This window comes from Methylobacterium sp. SD274, assembly GCF_017355285.1.
In the GTDB taxonomy this organism is placed as follows: Bacteria; Pseudomonadota; Alphaproteobacteria; order Rhizobiales; family Beijerinckiaceae; genus Methylobacterium.
Genome location: NZ_JADIJP010000033.1, coordinates 13,481 through 29,849 on the forward strand (window position 1 = coordinate 13,481; position 16,369 = coordinate 29,849).

The window sequence follows — 16,369 nt, forward strand, 5'->3', positions numbered from 1 at the left end:
GTCCGCGAACCGGATGGACAAGAGACATGGAGAGGCCATGACCTCCGGACACGAGATTTCCCCGACCGTCATCGAGGGCGCGGACGACGTCGCCCTGCCGTTCTCGGTGGAGGCACTGGACGTGCGCGGCCGCGTCGTGCGGCTCGGGCCCAGCGTCGACACCATCCTGCGCCGCCATGGCTATCCCGACCCGGTGGCGCGGCTGCTGGGTGAGGCAGCGGCGCTCACCGTGCTTCTGGGCTCGTCCCTGAAATTCGAGGGCCGTTTCCAGTTCCAGACCAAGAGCGACGGCCCGGTCGAAATGATCGTGGTCGATTTCGAGGCGCCCGACCGGCTGCGCGCGACGGCGCGGTTCGACGCGGAGCGGGTGAAGGCGCTGGGGACCACTCCGCTCAAGAGCGCGGACCTGATCGGGCAGGGCCATCTCGCGATGACCATCGACCAGGGCAACGATTTCAGCCGTTACCAGGGCGTGGTCGCGCTCGAAGGGCAGAGCCTCGAAGAGGCGGCGCACCAGTATTTCCGGCAATCCGAGCAGATCCCGACCCAGGTTCGCCTCGCCGTGGCCGAGCAATTCGCCAACGGCACCAACAGCTACCGCGCCGGCGGACTGCTGGTTCAGTTCCTGCCCCAATCCATCGACCGCGCGCGGTTGGCCGACCTCCCCCCGGGCGACATACCCGAGGGCCATGCCCATCTCGGCGAGGGCGAGGTCCGGGAGGACGATGCCTGGGTGGAGGCGCGCAGCCTCGTCAACACGGTGGAGGACCACGAGCTGGTCGATCCGGAGGTTTCCTCCGAGAGGCTGCTTTACCGGCTCTTCCACGAGCGCGGCGTGCGGGTGTTCGAGGCGCAGGGCATCCACGAGCGCTGCCGGTGCTCACCGGAGCGCGTCCTCGGCATGATCCGCTCCTTCGCCCCGCAGGAACGCCGCGACATGGTCGCGGAAGATGGCCGCATCGGCATCACCTGCGAGTTCTGCTCGCGGCGCTACGACATCGACCCGGCCGAGGTCGAGGCCGGGATCGACGATCCCGCCTGAGGCACCCGCCGACGGGGGCGGCTCCCCGGCTCATCACTGGACGGCAAGCCGGGACTGTGCGCAGCCCGGCAGCCAAACACGAACCTTCGCCATAGCAAAGCTTGGGCGCATTCCGGAGATCATCAATATTCGCCGGCCGATCTCAATCATGCGCTCGTGAAATCATCGGTTGCAGAGGGGGTAAACCACGCAAGGCGCTCGATCACTCGCTAAACCGAGTGAACGGTTTTGCCACGTTCGACGTTTCGATGGCTCGAAAGCTATGGGAGAAACGTCCATGACGAAATTCGGACTGGGTCTTGCAGCATTACTGTTCTCGACATCTGTCTTCGCGCAAGGCGCGGCAGTCGGGGGATCGACCGGTACAGGCGCGGGATCGGCAGGCGCCGGCGCGCGCGAAAGCGTCGAGAGCGGGCAGGGCGGTCGTGGCGGGGCCGCGAATGCCGAACGGGGCGGGGCGCAGCGCGCAACGGAAAGCCGCGACGCGAACTCGGCACGACAGGAATCCTCCAGCCGCGATTCGGCCGGACGCGAATCACGGAACCAGGACATGCCCCGTCAGGGCGGGCGGGATGGCGGAGACCGTCAGGGCATGCGCGACGAGGGCCGGTCGATGCGGACCGAGTCCGAGGGACGCATGAGCCGCGACCGGAACGAGGTGAGAGAGAGCCGCAGCATCGAGCGGAACACGACCCGCGTCAGCGGCCGCTTCGACGGGGGCCAGCGTTCCGGGCGGTACGTGACGATTCGCGGGCAGAGGGTCGTCTACGGATCGCCGCAATATCGTCGGCTCGTGGTCGTCGAGCGCCGGGGCGGCGATCGTTATGTCCAGAACGGCCGCCGGCGCTTCGTGACGATCCGGGGTCAGCGCGTCGTCTACGGCTCGCCGGAATACCGGCGCCTCGTCACGATTCACCAGACGGGTCCGCGGCGCTCAGGCAGCCGCTACGTCGTCATCCGCGGCCAGCGCGTTGTCTACGGCTCGCCCGAATATCGGCGTCTCACCGTCACCACCGCGCGGAGCGGTCGTGACAGCGTTTCGGTGAGCGGCCGCACCACCGAGCGCTACCGTGGCGGCGAGGAGCGGGTGTCCGGCCGCGCGACGGTGCGTAGCGAAGGCGGCATGCGTCGCGACGGCAATCGTGGCGGCGAGGCCGATCGTACGGTCGGCATGCAGCGGAACGAGACCGAGCGCGGCGGCATGCGCAATGCCGGTCGCGAAGGTGGCCAGGCGGGCGGCCAGGAGGGCGGCATCCGTAACGCGGCCGAGCGCGGCGACAACGGTGCCATGAAGCCGGCCGGCATGAACGGCCGGAGCGGTGGCGCGGAGCGCGGCGGAGGCGAGGGCGGCAGAAGCGAGGGGGGCAGAAGCGAGGGTGGCATGCCGGGCGGACGCAACTGATCCGCACGCGCCTCCGACGATAGTATGACGGCGATGGGGAGGGGTCACATCGTGACGCCTCCCCTTTCCTCGTGACCGGCTTTCGGGCCGGTGGCCGTCTCAGACGAAGTGCTTCGACAGTTTTAGCCCCTGGGCCTGATAGTTCGACCCGGCATCCGTGCCGTAGAGGGTGGCGGGCCGCTCGGCCATGCGCTCGTAGACGAGGCGGCCGACGATCTGGCCGTCTTCCAGCAGGAAGGGCACATCGCGCGAGCGCACTTCGAGCACGGCCCGCGCCCCGGCGCCGCCCGCGGCGGCAAAGCCGAAGCCGGGGTCGAAGAAGCCGGCGTAATGGACCCGGAATTCACCCACCAGCGGATCGAACGGCACCATTTCGGCGGCGAAATCCGGCGGCACCTGCACGGCCTCCTTCGAGGCCAGGATGTAGAACTGACCGGGATCGAGGATCAGCGCGCCCGAGCCGTCGGCGGGAAGAGGCTCCCAGAATTCCGCGATGGCGTGCCGGCCCGGCGCGTCCACATCGACGAGGCCGGTATGGCGCTTGGCGCGATAACCGATGAGCCCTTCGAATCCGGCGAGGTCCACCGAGACGGCGATACCACCCTGGAAGGACGGGTTGGCCGAAGCGACCAGAGGGGTCGCCGTATGCAGCGCGGCGAGTTCGGCATCGGTCAGGCGCGGCTCACCGCGACGGAAGCGGATCTGCGACAGGCGTGAGCCGGTGCGCACACGGACCGGGAAGGTGCGGGGCGAGATTTCGGCATAGAGCCGGCCCTGGTAGCCCGCCTCGACCTGATCGAAAGCCTGGCCCCGGTCGGTGATGACGCGGGTGAACACATCGATGCGGCCGGTGGAGCTCTTCGGATTGGCGCTGGCCGCCACATCGGCCGGAAGCGCCAGCGTCTCCTGCAATTCGGCGATGTAGACGCACCCGGTCTCCAGCACCGCACCCCGCGTCAGGTCGATCTCGTGAAGGGCGAAGGCCTCGATACAGGCCGAGACCGGCCGGCTACCGGGCAGGAAACTCGTGCGGACCCGGAAAGCGCGAGAGCCCAGGCGCAGGTCGAGGCTGGCCGGCTGGACCTGATCCACCGCGAAAGGGGTTTCGGGGAGAATGGCACCGGCCGCATGCAAAGCCTGGATGCCCTGCGCGGCCAGGATGCCGCCGGAGCGCGGGCTTATAGAAGGCGGGCTTGCAGAAGGAGAGGGGCCCGGTCGTGCCGTGTCCTGCTTGGTATCCGGCATGGTCTCGCGTCGCCCGCTCCGAACTGGGCCACCGCCCCCGGCTGGGGATCGCGACTGCCGCATGGTTTCGCACAGTCTCTCGCGTATCCTCTAAGGGTCCCTTAACCCTCCTCGTCCCTGCCGATCCGCAACACGATCCAGGCGACCACCAGACGGGCGATGGCCCCCATGGCGATCAGGCCCGCCAGCGCGCTGGCCAACGGCGGAAAACCTGCGGGCCACAGTAGGAGCGCGACGGCGAAGAGCACGGCGCCGAGGCCTGCCGCCGGGCCGAAGGCGAGAACCACGGACGGCAAGCCGGCGATTCGGGGCGCGGGGCCGCGTCGGGCCAGGAGCGCGCCTGCCAGCAGGGCGAGACCGTCGAGCAGGAGCGCGCCGCCCAGGGCCAGGGCCGGCCAGCCGTTCCGCTCCGGCATGGTGAAGGCGAAGGCACCGGCGAGACCCGCGATCGCGAGGCTGGCGAGAACCGCACGGCCTGGAGACGGCGCCGGCCGGTGCGAGAGGGTCTCCTCGACCACGGGACACGACCTTCCGATTGGAGCGGGCTATCCCGCATTCAGCACGATTGACGCAATTTCGCCCGGGACGTACCACGGCGAAAAGGCTATGTCGCTTCGGGTGGGCGACGGTACGGGAGGCTTTGAAGGCGATGTACAAGGCCCAGACGCGCGGCATCAGCGTGACCGTCCAGCCCCGCTTCGTCGAGGAGGAATCCTCCCCCGACGAAAGCCGGTATTTCTTCGCCTACACCGTCGAGATCGTGAATAACGGCTCCGAGCAGGTCCAGCTGCGTTCGCGCCACTGGCGCATCGTCGATGGGCGCGGCGAGACCCAGGAGGTGCGCGGCGCCGGCGTCGTCGGCAAGCAGCCCGTGCTCGGCCCCGGCGAGTCGTTCAGCTATACCAGCGGTTGCCCGCTCACCACGCCCGACGGCCTGATGGCCGGCAGCTACACCATGTCGACCACCGCCGGTGAGAGCTTCGAAGCCGAGATCCCTGCCTTCTCCCTCGATTCGCCCCACGTCCGCCGCAGCGTCCACTAAGCAGGTTCACGTTGGCAGGCCAACGCTTCACCCTGCTTAGGTTTTTGCCCTGACGCAGGTTTTTGCCGCAAAACCGGGGGCCACTTTTGCGAAACCTGCTTAGGCCGATGTCGGGTGGCGGAGAACGGTTGAGCACGCTCGACCTGCTGGCGCGCCTCGTCGCCTTCGACACGGAGAGTTCGCGCTCCAATCTCGCGCTCATCGACAGCGTCTGCGCCTATCTCGACGGCTGGGGCGTGAGTTATGTGCGCATCCCCAATGAAGCGGGCGACAAGGCGGCGATCTTCGCCACGATCGGCCCGAAGATGGATGGCGGCATCGTCCTGTCCGGCCATACCGACGTGGTGCCGGTGACGGGACAGGCCTGGACCACCGATCCTTTCACCCTGCGGGTCGCCGATGGGCGTGCCTACGGGCGCGGCTCCGTGGACATGAAGGGCTTCTGCGCCCTGGCGCTGGCCGCGGTGCCTGACATGCTCGCCGCCGACCTCAAGCGGCCGATCCACATCCTGCTTTCCTACGACGAGGAGACCACGTGCCTCGGCGTCGCCGACACCATCGCCCGGTTCGGCGAGGATCTCCCCCGGCCGGGGGCGGTGATCGTGGGCGAGCCCACCGATCTCGACGTAGCCGATGCCCATAAGAGCATCGTCACCTATTTCACCACCGTCCACGGCCACGAGGCGCATTCCGCCAAGCCCATGCTCGGCGCCAATGCGGTGATGGCGGCGGCCGAGCTCGTCTCCGAATTGAACCGCATCGCCGACGCGATGATCGAGCGCGGCGACGTATCGGGACGCTTCGACCCGCCTTCCACCACCGTGCATGTGGGCACGATCTCCGGCGGCACGGCGCGCAACATCCTGCCCAAGGTCTGCACCTTCCACTGGGAGTTCCGCGGCCTGCCCGATCTCGACATGGCCGAGATCCCGGCCCTGTTCGCGGCCAAGGTCGAGACGGTGCTGAAGGACCGGCTCAACCGCTACGGCGATTACGGACGGATCGAGACCATCGAAGAGGTGGCGGTGCCGGGCCTCGCCCCCGAGCCGGGCTCGGAGGCCGAGCGGCTGGCCTTGCGGGTGGCGGGTCGCAACCACACCATCTCCGTCTCCTACGCCACCGAGGCGGGACGCTTCCAGAAGGCGGGCATACCCACCGTCGTCTGCGGCCCCGGCTCCATCGACCAGGCCCACCAGCCGGACGAGTACATCACCCTTGCCGCCCTCGAGGCCGGCGAGGCGTTCATGCGCCGTCTCATCTCGGAATGCGTCGTAACTCCATGAGCAAGTTCGCTCCCCGTACCATCGCGGCCGACGGCCCGGTGAAGCTCCGCCCGCTGGAGCGCGAAGACCTGATGTTCGTGCATCAGCTCAACAACAACGACAGCATCATGCGCTACTGGTTCGAGGAGGCCTACGAGTCCTTCGCCGAACTGGCGCAGCTCTACGAACGCAACATCCATAACCAGACCGAGCGGCGCTTCATCATCGCCAATTCGGAGGGCGCGCCGGCAGGCCTCGTGGAGCTCGTGGAGATCAACCACCTGCACCGGCGCTGCGAATTCCAGATCGCGATCCATCCGGCCTTCCAGGGCCAGGGCTACGCCCCGCGCGCCACCCGCATCGCCATGGATTACGCCTTCAGCGTCCTCAACATCCACAAGCTTTACCTGCACGTGGACAAGGACAATGCCCGCGCCGTCCGCATCTACGAGCGTTGCGGCTTCGTGCCCGAAGGCATCCTGAAGGACGAGTTCTTCGTCAACGGCAAGTATCGCGACGCGGTACGGATGTGCCTGTTCCAGCCCGCCTACCTCGCCCGACGCGGCAGCGGCGATATTTCGGAGCCGGTGCTGAAGTCGTAGCCGTCGATCCCGGAAGGTCTCTTATCGGCCTCGTGCGATCGCCTCGGCAGCGATCCGCGCTCAGGCAATGGCGAAGAACACGGCCAGCGCCCGCGTCACCGCCAGCATCGTCTCGGCATCGAGATACCCGATCCGTGCGCCGATCTTCTCACGCTTCACCGACATGGTCTTGTCCACCATGACCTGTGAGCGCTTCTTCAAGCCATTGGCCTCAGTCGGCTCGATGGTCGTGCGGATCAGGGGAGCCTCGGCCAGCGTGCCGGATATCAGCAGGACCGTGACCGTGCCGGTCTCAGCGAACGCGTCCGATTGGATGATGAGGGCTGGACGAGGTTTGCCGAAATCGCCGGGCATGGCGATGGTGACGAGATCGCCCCGCTTCATGCCTCGCGCTCAGGGAGCATATCGACGAGCGCGGCCTCCATGAAGGCATCCAGTTCCCGATCGGCCGCATCTGTCGCCGCGACGACCCGAGCCTGTCGCGCGCATTCTTCGGCAAAGCCCGCCCTTCGGGTGTCGGGCACCCAGATCTGGATGGGCCGGAGGCCAGCCGCCCGGAGCGCATCACGACGCTTGCTGACACGCTGACCGACAGTTGCCGACATGACGAGGCCTTTCCCGAGTCGTTACATGTAACGTAGGCTCCGCATGCGACCATGCCAAGGGGCCAGGACAGTGACGGACCGCCGGTCGCCGGTCTCAGCCGAAATCAGCGGCCGCGCGGTCGAGCAGCCATGTCAAGTTGCCGATGCTCGAGATGTAGCGCGCGGGCAGATCCTCTCCCTTGGCGATCCGGGCGAGGGGATCGCGCTTGCCGACCCCCGTCACCAGGACGAGAAGCTGGCGTGAGGAGGCGAGGACCGGGAAGGTGAGGGTGATGCGCGGCACGAACGGCGCGAGCCCGGCCTCCGGGACCGGCGCCACCCAGGCCTGACGCTCAGCGAGCGCGGGCTTGCCCGGGAACAGCGACGCGGTGTGCCCGTCCTCGCCGATCCCAAGGAGGACGAGATCGAAGAGCGGGCGCGCCGGGTCGAGTTCGTCGGCGCCGTAGAAGCCCTTCAAGGTCTCGGCATAGGCGGAAGCCGCCGAGTCCAGCGTCCCGTCGGTGGGAATACCGTGGAGATGGCCCTCGGGGATCGGGGCGTCCCCGAACGCCGCGCGGGCCATGTGCATGTTGCTGGCCTCATCGGTCCAGGGCACGAACCGGTCGTCGCCGAAGAACCAGTGCAGCCGGTCCCAGGGGAGGGCACCGACATAGTCGGGCCCGCCCAGCAGGGTGTAGAGCCGCTTCGGCGTGGACCCACCGGAGAGGCAGATGACGATCCGCTCCTGCTTGCTCTCGGCGCAGAGAGTGACGAGGCGGTCCGCCGCCGCGCGGGCGACGCTCTCGCCATCAGGAAAGATTTCCGCGTTGTTCGGTAGCGGGATCATGCGGCGACGCTTCCTCCTGGTTTGGTCCTTTATCGCCCGTCCGGCAGGCTATTTCGGTTCGACGTGGCCGCCGAAGCCCTTGCGCATGGCCGACAGCAGCTTGTCCGCGTAGGAGGCGTCCTCGCGGGAGCGGAAGCGGGCATAGAGGGCGGCGGAGAGCACATTGGCCGGCACCGATTCCTCGATGGCCGCGTTCAGGGTCCAGCGCCCCTCGCCGGAATCGGCGACGAAGCCGGAGAAGCCGTCCAGGGACTCGTTGCCCGCCAGCGCCCCCGCCGTGAGGTCGAGGAGCCAGGACGAGACCACGCTGCCGCGCCGCCACACTTCGGCGATGTCGCCGATATTGAGGTCGAAGCGCTGGTCCTCGGCCAGATCCTGCGAATTGGCGTGTTTCAGGATGTCGAATCCCTCGGCATAGGCCTGCATCAGCCCGTACTCGATGCCGTTATGGACCATCTTGACGAAATGCCCGGCGCCGCTCGGCCCGGCATGGATGTAGCCTTCCTCGGCGCGGGCGTCGCGGCCCTCGCGACCCGGCGTCTTCGGGATCGTGCCGACGCCCGGTGCCAGGGTCTTGAAGATCGGGTCGAGCCTGTCGAGGGCGTCGTTGCTCCCCCCGATCATCATGCAATAGCCGCGTTCCAGGCCCCAGACGCCGCCCGACGTGCCGACATCGACGTAGTGGATGCCCTTCGGCTTCAGGGTGGCCGCCCGCCGGATGTCGTCCTTGTAGAAGGAATTGCCGCCGTCGATGATGACGTCGTCCGGCTGCATCAGGTCGCCGAGCTGCGCCACCGTGGCCTCGGTGATCGCGCCCGCCGGTAGCATCACCCAGGCCGCGCGCGGCACGTCGAGTTTGGAGACGAACTCCTCCAGGCTCGCTGCCCCGGTGGCGCCCTCGGCGACCAGGGCCGCCACGGCCTCCGGGTTCTGATCGAAGACCACGGCCGTGTGCCCGTCCCGCAGGAGGCGGCGGACGATGTTGCCGCCCATCCGGCCGAGGCCGATCATGCCGAGTTGCATTGGGGATCTCCGTTGCTTTCCCCTCGCCCTTGTGGGGAGGGGTCAGGGGTGGGGGTCGTGCCGCTTGCCTCAGGAGAAAGAGGGTCACCCAACCACCCCCACCTCCGGCTCCTCCCCACAAGGGGGAGGAGAGGGCCTCAGATCACGCGACAGCCGCCTTGATCGCCGCCGCGATGCGCTTCAACCCGGCGTCCACATCGCCGCCCTTGATGTGGACGCGCAGGGCCCGGCGGCCGCGCTCGGCCAGGACCGCGAAATCGCCCCGCGCCTGGGCCGCCACCACGGTGCCGAAGCCCAGCGCCCGGCCGGGGATCGCGAGATCCTCCGACGGGTCGGCGGTGATCTGCAGGAACACGCCGGTATCCGGCCCGCCCTTGTAGGCCTGTCCCGTGGAGTGGAGGAAGCGCGGCCCGAATTCGAGGCAGGTCGCGATCTTGCGCTTGTCGCGCAGAGCGATGCGCGCCTCCTGCAGGATGGCGTGGTGCGCCTCGTTACGGGCGACGTAAGCCAGCAGCGCGGCGTAGTCGCCGTCCTTAATCCGCGCGAGATGAGCCTTCAGTGCCGCCTCGAACCCCTCTCCAGTCTGCGGCAGGGCCCCGGCATTGGCCGGGTCGGCGTAGAGGGCGATGGTCTCGTCTTCGAAGAGCGGCGTCTCGGAGGGCAGCGAACCGCTTTTCTCGGCGGCGTCGAACAGCTTCTTCGTCTCGATCTTGCTCGCTTCCACGTCCGGCTGGTCGAACGGGTTGATGCCGAGCAATGCGCCCGCGACGGCGGTCGCCATCTCGAAGCGGAAGAATTCCTGCGGCAGCTGCTCTTCGTTGGCCATGGTGATGTGGGCGACGGGGTGGCCCTCGCGCTCCAGGCTGCGCACGGCCTCGTCCTGCTGGGCATCCGCCCGGTTGTCGAGACGCAGATAGACGAAGAAGCGGTCGCGGCCATAAACCGCCGGCACGCCGACCGGCTCGCCGTCGACGGGGATGAGGCCCTTGCCGTCCTTGCCGGTGGATTCGGCGATGAGCTGCTCGGCCCAGGCCCCGAACGTGTCGATGCCCGGCGAGGCGATGAACGTCACCTTGTCGCGGCCATCGTGTAGGGCAGCCGCCGCCATGGCGGTGCCCAGAAGGACACCGGGGTTCTGGGCCGGCGGCACGGCCGGGCCGCAGGAGCGGACCATGGTCCGCGCCGTGTCGAGGAAGTCCTTCACGTCGATGCCGGACGCCGCAGCAGGCACCAGTCCGAAGGCGGAGAGCACCGAATAGCGCCCGCCGATCTGCTTCACACCGTAGAAGATCCGGCGGAAATTGTCGGCCTTGGCCGCCGCCTCCATGGCCGAGCCGGGATCGGTGACGGCCACGAAATGCGCTCCGGCCCGCTCACCGACCAGAGCCTTCATCCGGCCGAGGAAGTAATCGCGGAACACGTTGGGCTCGAGGGTGGAGCCGGATTTCGAGGCGACGATGAACAAAGTCGTCTCGAGATTCACCGCGCTTTCCACGGCGCGGACCTGATCGGGATCGGTGGAATCGAGGATGCGCAGCGTCGGGAAACCGTCACGGCTGCCATAGGTCTCGGCCAGCACTTCCGGTCCGAGGCTCGACCCGCCCATGCCAAGGACGACGACGTCGGAGAAGCCGGTCTGGCGGACATCCTCGGCGAAGGCCTGGTATTCGGAGACTCGGGCGAGTTCGTCCTCGACGATGCGAAGCCAGCCGAGCCACTGGTCCTCGTCGGCATTCGACCAGACCGTCTTGTCATGCGCCCAGAGCCGGCGGATCGAGCCCGAGGCGCGCCAGGATTCGACCGCCTTCTTCGCCTCGGCGCCGATGGCATCGCCGAGGATGAGGGTCTGGCCGTCGAGCTTGGCGCCGAGGAAATCGGCACGCTTGCCCGCCACCGCGCCGAGGAGCTTGTCGGCGGCGTCGATGAAGAGCTGAACGCCTTCCTCCACGAGCTGCTTGGCCACCGCCCCGATATCGATGCCGGCCTTGGCCAGACGGGCCATCACGGCCTCGGCGTCACCGACATTCTCCTCGATGGCGGACTTGACCGTGCCGTGGTCGCGGAACGCATCCATCGTGGCCGGCGGCATGGTGTTGACGGTATCCGGCCCGATCAGCTCCTCGACATAGAGCACATCGGAATAGGCCTTGTTCTTGACGCCGGTGGAGGCCCAGAGCAGGCGCTGCGCCTTGGCGCCCTTCTGCGCGAGCGCCTGCCATTTCGGCTCGGCGAAGATGCGCTTGTAGCGCTGGTAGGCGAGCTTGGCGTTGGCGATGGCCACCTTGCCCTTGAGGGCTTCCAGTTCCGCCTTCTCGTCCGGATCGTTGGCTTCCGCGATCTTGGCGTCGAGGGCCTTGTCCACGGTGACGTCGATACGGCTGATGAAGAAACTCGCCACGCTGGCGACCCTGGAGACGTCGCCGCCCTTGGCGCCGAATTCCTCCAGGCCGGCGATGAAGGCGCGTGCCACCTCCTCGTAGGAATCCTGGCCGAAGAGCAGCGTGACGTTGATGCTGATCCCGTCGGCGGTGAGGGCCCGGATCGCCGGGATGCCGGCCGGGGTGGCGGGCACCTTCACCATCAGGTTGTCGCGGGCCACGGTCTTGTGCAGACGGCGGGCCTCGTCGAGGGTCTCCTCGGTATCGAGGGCGAGGTAGGGCGAGACTTCGAGGCTGACATAGCCGTCGGCGCCGTCGCTCTCCTCGTAGACCGGGCGCAGCACGTCGGCCGCCGCCTGGATGTCGGCGATGGCACAGCCTTCGTAGAGATCGATGACGCGGGCATCGCCCGCATCCATGACCTCCTTCAGCGCGCCGTCATATTCCGTGGAATCGCCGATCGCCTTCTCGAAGATCGAGGGGTTCGAGGTCACGCCCCGCAGGCCGTCCTCGTCCACCAGCTTCTTGAGGCGTCCATCGGCGATGAAACCGCGGGCCACGAAATCCAGCCACACGGCCTGGCCCTGTTCAGGGAAGAGAGCCTTGAGCGGGTTCATGCAAAAACTCCTCGTCGTCGGTCGTCGTGAGTAGCGCGCGAAAGGCAGCGTCGTTCAGCACTCGTTGTCAGGATGCGCGCCTCTCCTCCCCCTTGTGGGGAGGAGCCGGAGGTGGGGATGGCTCCGCTGGCCTCCGCGGCCCGCGGGTCACCCAACCACCCCCACCCCTGACCCTCCCCACAAGGGGGAGGGGGACGTGCGTTCCGTCCTTCAGGGAACCCGCGAGACCTACTTCTTGTGCCGCGCGATCTGGTCGCGGGCGGCCTGCAGCACCTTCTCCGGCGTGAAGCCGAACTTGGTCTGCAGATCCTTGATCGGGGCCGAGGACCCGAACGTATGCATGCCGATGATCGCGCCGGCGGAGCCCGCATAGCGGTCCCAGCCGATCACCGAGCCCTGCTCGACGGCGACGCGAGCGAGCACCTCCGGCGTCAGCACCGCGTTGCGGTAGGCTTCGTCCTGACGCTCGAACAGGTCCCAGGACGGCATCGAGACCACGCGGGCCTTGATGCCTTCCGCCGTCAGCGCCTCGTAGGCCGAGACGCAGAGCTGCACCTCGCTGCCCGTGCCGATGAGGATGACCTCCGGCGTACCGTCGCAATCGGCCAGCACGTAGCCGCCCTTCGCGACGCCGGCGGCGCTGCCGTACTTGGTCCGGTCGAAGGTCGGCAGCGGCTGGCGGCTGAGGGCCAGCACCGCCGGCTGATCCTTCAACCCCATGATGACCCGGTAGGCTTCCGCCACCTCGTTGGCATCCGCCGGACGCAGGGTGACGAGGCCGGGGATGGCGCGGAGCGTCAGGAGCTGCTCCACCGGCTGGTGGGTGGGGCCGTCCTCGCCGACGCCGATCGAATCGTGCGTGAAGACGTGGAAGACCGGCAGCTCCATCAGCGAGGCGAGGCGGATCGGCGGGCGCATATAATCGGCGAAGACCAGGAAGGTCGCGCCGTAGGCCCGCAGGCCGACGAGGCCGAGGCCGTTGACGATCGACCCCATGGCGTGTTCGCGGACGCCGAAATGGATGTTGCGTCCACCCGGCTCGAAGGGCGACAGGGTACCGGCCCCCTCGAATTCGAGCTTGGTCTTGTTGGAGGGCGCCAGATCCGCCGAGCCGCCGAGCAGGTGGGGCACGTTCTTGGCGATGGCGTTGAGCACCTTGCCGGAGGATTCGCGGGTGGCCATGCCCTTGGCGTCGGCCGGGAAGACCGGGATGTCCTTGTCCCAGCCCTCTGGCAGGCGGCCCGTGAGGAGGGCGTCGATCTCTTCGGCCAGGGCCGGATCGGAGGCCTTGGCCTCGGCCATGAAGCCTTCCCAGGTGACGAACAGCTCGGCGCCGCGCTGGCCGATGCCGCTACGGAAGTTCTCGATGACGCCGTCCGGCACCAGGAACTGGGAATCCTCGGGCCAGCCATAGGCCCGCTTGGCGCCCTTCACCTCTTCTTCGCCCAGGGCGTCGGAATGGGCCTTCGAGGTGTTCTGCTTCTTGGGCGCGCCGAAGCCGATGATCGAGTTGACGACGATGAGCGTCGGCCGGTCGCTGGATTGGAGGAAGGTCTCCAGGGCGGCGGAAATGGCATGGACATCGTTGGCGTCGGCCACCCGCAGGACCTGCCAGCCATAGCTGAGGAAGCGGGTCGCCACCTCTTCAGAGAAGGCGAGCTCGGTGTGCCCCTCGATGGTGATCGTGTTGTTGTCGTAGATCCAGCACAGGTTCGACAGGCGCAGATGCCCGGCGATGGAGGCGGCCTCGGCGGCCACGCCCTCCATCAGGTCGCCATCCGAGCAGATCGCGTAGACGTTGAAGTCGAACAGCGGCAGGTCGGGGCGGTTCAGGGTCTCACCGAGGAAGCGGCCGCCCATCGCCATGCCGACGGAATTCGCCACACCCTGGCCGAGCGGCCCGGTCGTGGTCTCGACGCCGGTGGTGAAATGGTATTCCGGGTGCCCCGGCGTCTTGCTGTCGAGCTGGCGGAAGTTCTTGATGTCCTCGATGGTGATGGCCGGCTCGTTGCCGCCATCGGTCTGGGCGACACCGGCGAGGTGCAGCAACCCGTAGAGCAGCATCGAGGCGTGGCCCGCCGAGAGCACGAACCGGTCGCGGTTGGGCCAGTGCGGATGCGCCGGGTCGTAGCGCAGGTAGCGGTTCCACAGGGTGTAGGCGACGGGCGCCAGGGCCATCGGCGCGCCGGCATGGCCGGAACTCGCCTTCTGCACCGCATCGATCGCCAGGGTACGCAGGGTGTCGATGGAGAGCTTGTCGATCTCGCTCAGTTCACCCTTCGGCTTGGTCTCGGCTCCGCTCATGGTCTCGTCTTCCTACTCTTTACGGGGCTGCGGCGATCAGCTGTGCTGGGCCGCGGCGCCTTCTAGATTTGCGCCACCCTGGCTGGGAGAGCTCGCCTGGCTGGGAGAGTTCGGCTGGCTGGGAGAACCCGCCCGGTTCGGCGATGTGGCCCGGGCGAGGGCAGATTTCTCGCTGCGCTCCCGCGCCGGCCCGCTGGCACGGCTATAGTTCAAAATCGTGTTCACCAACGTGACGTGACTGAACGCCTGGGGGAAATTGCCGACAAGGCGCTTGGCTCCCACGTCGTATTCCTCGGCCACGAGCCCGACATCGTTGCAAACGCCAATGAGGCGTTCGATCAACTCCCGCGCCTCGTGGCAGCGGTCGAGACCGATCAGATTGTCGGCGTACCAGAAGCTGCAGGGCAGGAAAGCCCCCTCGCCGCCGGGCAGACCATCGGTATTGTCATCCTCGGTGTCGTAGCGCAGCACGAACCCATCGCGCATCAGGTGTTTGCCGATGGCCTCCACCGTGCCGACGACGCGCGGGTCGTCCTGGGGCAGGAAGCCCATATGGGCGATGAGGAGCAGGCTCGCATCGAGGGTCTTGGCCCCGTAATACTGGACGAAGCTGTTCAGCTCCTTGTCGAACCCCTTCTCGCAGACCTCCTCGTGGATATGGTCGCGGATCGCGCGCCAGCGATCCACGGGGGCGGGCGGCCCCTCGCCCATCTCGAAGGAGCGGATGGCCCGGTCGAAGGCGACCCAGGCCATGACCTTGGAATGGACGAAGTGACGGCGCCCGCCGCGCACCTCCCAGATGCCTTCGTCGGGCTCGCTCCAGACCTTCTCCAGATGCTCCAGCAGGGCGAGGCCCACGCGCCAGCCATCGGCATCGCCGAGCAGGCCACGCTGGCGGGCCTGGTAGAGCGCGTCGAAGATCTCGCCGTAGACGTCGAGCTGGAACTGGTTGACCGCGGCATTGCCGATCCGCACCGGCTTCGACCCCTCGTAGCCGGGAAGCCAGTCGAGCTCGATTTCGGGCAGGAGACGCTCCCCGGCGATGCCGTAGAGGATGTGGGCCTGTTCCGGATTGCCGGCCACCGCGCGGATCAGCCAGTCGCGCCAGGCCCGCGCCTCGTCGAGAAAGCCGCCATCCATCAGTGCGATGAGGGTGAAGGTCGAATCCCGCAGCCAGCAGAACCGGTAATCCCAGTTGCGTACGCCGCCGAGCTCCTCGGGCAGGGAGGTGGTGGGCGCGGCCACGATCCCGCCCGTCGGCGTGTAGATCAGGGCCTTGAGCGTCAGCAGCGAGCGCTTGAGGATCGCGTCCCAGGGCGTGCCGGACGCGCAGCGGCTCGACCAGTCGCGCCAGTAGCGGTCGGTCTGGAACAGCACCTTGCGCGGCTCGATCGGAGGCGGATCGTCCTCGTGCGAAAGGCCGTAGCTGAGGCAGAACGACTGGCTCTCGCCCTTCGCCACGGTGAAGTCCGAGACGGTGGTCTGGCCGACCCCGTCGAGGGGCGCGCGGGTGCGCAGGACCACCTTATGCGGGCCGGAAATCGCCCGCAGGTCGCCGAGCTCGTTATGGGAGACCCACGGCACCGCGAGCCCGTAATCGAAGCGCACCGCCAGGACCATGCGCATGTCGATCGAGCCGGAGAGGCCTTCGACGATGCGCACCATGTGCGACCCGTCATTGGCCGGCATGTAGTCGATCACCCTGGCCTCGCCCGCGGAGGTCACATAGCGCGTCTCGAGGACGAGGCTGCCTTCGCGGTAGCGGCGCGTGACCGTGGCCTCGCCATCCACCGGGGACAGTTTCCAGAACCCGTGTTCCTCGGTGCCGAGGAGGGAAGCGAAACAGGCGGCGGAATCGAAACGGGGCCAGCAGAGCCAGTCGATGCTGCCGTCGCGCCCGATGAGCGCAGCGGTGCGGCCATCGCCGACCAGCGCGTAATCCTCGATCCGTCCCGCCATGCCTATCCTTGCCGCCGGGCCCCCGCGGCAATGCGGTCGTCGCGCCCGTCTCGTCGACGAAG

At 67.8% G+C, this 16,369-nt stretch carries 14 protein-coding genes; 5 read left to right on the forward strand and 9 right to left on the reverse strand.

Going from position 1 to position 16,369, the window contains the following annotated elements:
* The first annotated feature begins 37 nt into the window (after positions 1 to 37).
* A complete protein-coding gene (locus tag IPV08_RS21120) occupies positions 38 to 1,042 on the forward strand; it encodes an Hsp33 family molecular chaperone (protein ID WP_207413463.1) in 1,005 nt (334 codons plus the stop codon).
* Between the two features lie 277 nt (positions 1,043 to 1,319).
* On the forward strand, positions 1,320 to 2,444 hold the full coding sequence (locus tag IPV08_RS21125; protein ID WP_207413465.1) for a hypothetical protein: 1,125 nt from the start codon (positions 1,320 to 1,322) through the stop codon (positions 2,442 to 2,444).
* Positions 2,445 to 2,543: 99 nt separating this feature from the next.
* Here the strand turns inward: IPV08_RS21125 and IPV08_RS21130 are convergent, their stop codons facing one another.
* Both IPV08_RS21130 and IPV08_RS21135 read right to left on the reverse strand, forming a co-directional pair.
* Positions 2,544 to 3,689 carry a 2'-deoxycytidine 5'-triphosphate deaminase gene (locus IPV08_RS21130; protein WP_210348634.1) on the reverse strand — a complete coding sequence of 382 codons (1,146 nt, stop codon included), beginning with the start codon at positions 3,687 to 3,689 and terminating at the stop codon, positions 2,544 to 2,546.
* Between the two features lie 101 nt (positions 3,690 to 3,790).
* Positions 3,791 to 4,207 (reverse strand): hypothetical protein, encoded by a 417-nt coding sequence (locus IPV08_RS21135; RefSeq protein WP_056427618.1) that lies wholly within the window; start codon positions 4,205 to 4,207, stop codon positions 3,791 to 3,793.
* Positions 4,208 to 4,338: 131 nt separating this feature from the next.
* Between IPV08_RS21135 and apaG the strand changes: the two genes are divergently transcribed.
* From apaG to speG, 3 genes are all read left to right on the forward strand, one after another.
* On the forward strand, positions 4,339 to 4,731 hold the full coding sequence (apaG, locus tag IPV08_RS21140; protein WP_018044100.1) for a Co2+/Mg2+ efflux protein ApaG: 393 nt from the start codon (positions 4,339 to 4,341) through the stop codon (positions 4,729 to 4,731).
* Between the two features lie 107 nt (positions 4,732 to 4,838).
* Positions 4,839 to 6,014 (forward strand): acetylornithine deacetylase, encoded by a 1,176-nt coding sequence (argE, locus tag IPV08_RS21145; RefSeq protein WP_207413467.1) that lies wholly within the window; start codon positions 4,839 to 4,841, stop codon positions 6,012 to 6,014.
* Positions 6,011 to 6,595, forward strand: a complete 585-nt coding sequence (speG, locus tag IPV08_RS21150) for a spermidine N1-acetyltransferase (RefSeq protein WP_207413469.1) — start codon at positions 6,011 to 6,013, stop codon at positions 6,593 to 6,595. Before argE ends, speG begins: the two co-directional genes overlap by 4 nt.
* A gap of 60 nt (positions 6,596 to 6,655) precedes the next feature.
* Here speG and IPV08_RS21155 read toward each other — a convergent pair whose 3' ends face one another.
* The 7 genes from IPV08_RS21155 to IPV08_RS21185 all read right to left on the reverse strand — a co-directional run bounded on the left by IPV08_RS21155 (position 6,656) and on the right by IPV08_RS21185 (position 16,307).
* A complete protein-coding gene (locus IPV08_RS21155) occupies positions 6,656 to 6,979 on the reverse strand; it encodes a type II toxin-antitoxin system PemK/MazF family toxin (RefSeq protein WP_207413471.1) in 324 nt (107 codons plus the stop codon).
* A complete protein-coding gene (locus IPV08_RS21160; RefSeq protein WP_056427629.1) occupies positions 6,976 to 7,200 on the reverse strand; it encodes an antitoxin MazE family protein in 225 nt (74 codons plus the stop codon). The genes IPV08_RS21155 and IPV08_RS21160 overlap by 4 nt, the downstream gene beginning before the upstream one ends.
* A 94-nt stretch (positions 7,201 to 7,294) precedes the next feature.
* Positions 7,295 to 8,026, reverse strand: a complete 732-nt coding sequence (pgl, locus tag IPV08_RS21165) for a 6-phosphogluconolactonase (RefSeq protein ID WP_207413474.1) — start codon at positions 8,024 to 8,026, stop codon at positions 7,295 to 7,297.
* A 48-nt stretch (positions 8,027 to 8,074) separates the two neighbouring features.
* The gene (gene gnd / locus IPV08_RS21170; protein ID WP_207413476.1) at positions 8,075 to 9,049 is read right to left on the reverse strand and encodes a phosphogluconate dehydrogenase (NAD(+)-dependent, decarboxylating); all 975 of its coding nucleotides are present in this window, start codon (positions 9,047 to 9,049) and stop codon (positions 8,075 to 8,077) included.
* 142 nt (positions 9,050 to 9,191) lie between these two features.
* A complete protein-coding gene (locus IPV08_RS21175) occupies positions 9,192 to 12,044 on the reverse strand; it encodes a bifunctional transaldolase/phosoglucose isomerase (RefSeq protein ID WP_207413478.1) in 2,853 nt (950 codons plus the stop codon).
* A 228-nt stretch (positions 12,045 to 12,272) separates the two neighbouring features.
* Entirely contained in the window at positions 12,273 to 14,348 is a 2,076-nt protein-coding gene (gene tkt / locus IPV08_RS21180; protein ID WP_207413480.1) for a transketolase, read from the reverse strand.
* 36 nt (positions 14,349 to 14,384) lie between these two features.
* Positions 14,385 to 16,307 (reverse strand): glycoside hydrolase family 15 protein, encoded by a 1,923-nt coding sequence (locus tag IPV08_RS21185; RefSeq protein ID WP_246748112.1) that lies wholly within the window; start codon positions 16,305 to 16,307, stop codon positions 14,385 to 14,387.
* Positions 16,308 to 16,369 lie beyond the last annotated feature (62 nt).

Excerpts from the sequence above, each read along its gene's own strand:
- argE (WP_207413467.1), top strand. The coding sequence starts at position 4,839 with ATGTCGGGTGGCGGAGAACGGTTGAGCACGCTCGACCTGCTGGCGCGC.
- IPV08_RS21185 (WP_246748112.1), bottom strand. The coding sequence starts at position 16,307 with ATGGCGGGACGGATCGAGGATTACGCGCTGGTCGGCGATGGCCGCACC.
- apaG (WP_018044100.1), top strand. The coding sequence starts at position 4,339 with ATGTACAAGGCCCAGACGCGCGGCATCAGCGTGACCGTCCAGCCCCGC.
- IPV08_RS21155 (WP_207413471.1), bottom strand. The coding sequence starts at position 6,979 with ATGAAGCGGGGCGATCTCGTCACCATCGCCATGCCCGGCGATTTCGGC.
- IPV08_RS21175 (WP_207413478.1), bottom strand. The coding sequence starts at position 12,044 with ATGAACCCGCTCAAGGCTCTCTTCCCTGAACAGGGCCAGGCCGTGTGG.
- pgl (WP_207413474.1), bottom strand. The coding sequence starts at position 8,026 with ATGATCCCGCTACCGAACAACGCGGAAATCTTTCCTGATGGCGAGAGC.
- speG (WP_207413469.1), top strand. The coding sequence starts at position 6,011 with ATGAGCAAGTTCGCTCCCCGTACCATCGCGGCCGACGGCCCGGTGAAG.
- IPV08_RS21125 (WP_207413465.1), top strand. The coding sequence starts at position 1,320 with ATGACGAAATTCGGACTGGGTCTTGCAGCATTACTGTTCTCGACATCT.
- tkt (WP_207413480.1), bottom strand. The coding sequence starts at position 14,348 with ATGAGCGGAGCCGAGACCAAGCCGAAGGGTGAACTGAGCGAGATCGAC.
- IPV08_RS21160 (WP_056427629.1), bottom strand. The coding sequence starts at position 7,200 with ATGTCGGCAACTGTCGGTCAGCGTGTCAGCAAGCGTCGTGATGCGCTC.
- IPV08_RS21120 (WP_207413463.1), top strand. The coding sequence starts at position 38 with ATGACCTCCGGACACGAGATTTCCCCGACCGTCATCGAGGGCGCGGAC.
- gnd (WP_207413476.1), bottom strand. The coding sequence starts at position 9,049 with ATGCAACTCGGCATGATCGGCCTCGGCCGGATGGGCGGCAACATCGTC.
- IPV08_RS21130 (WP_210348634.1), bottom strand. The coding sequence starts at position 3,689 with ATGCCGGATACCAAGCAGGACACGGCACGACCGGGCCCCTCTCCTTCT.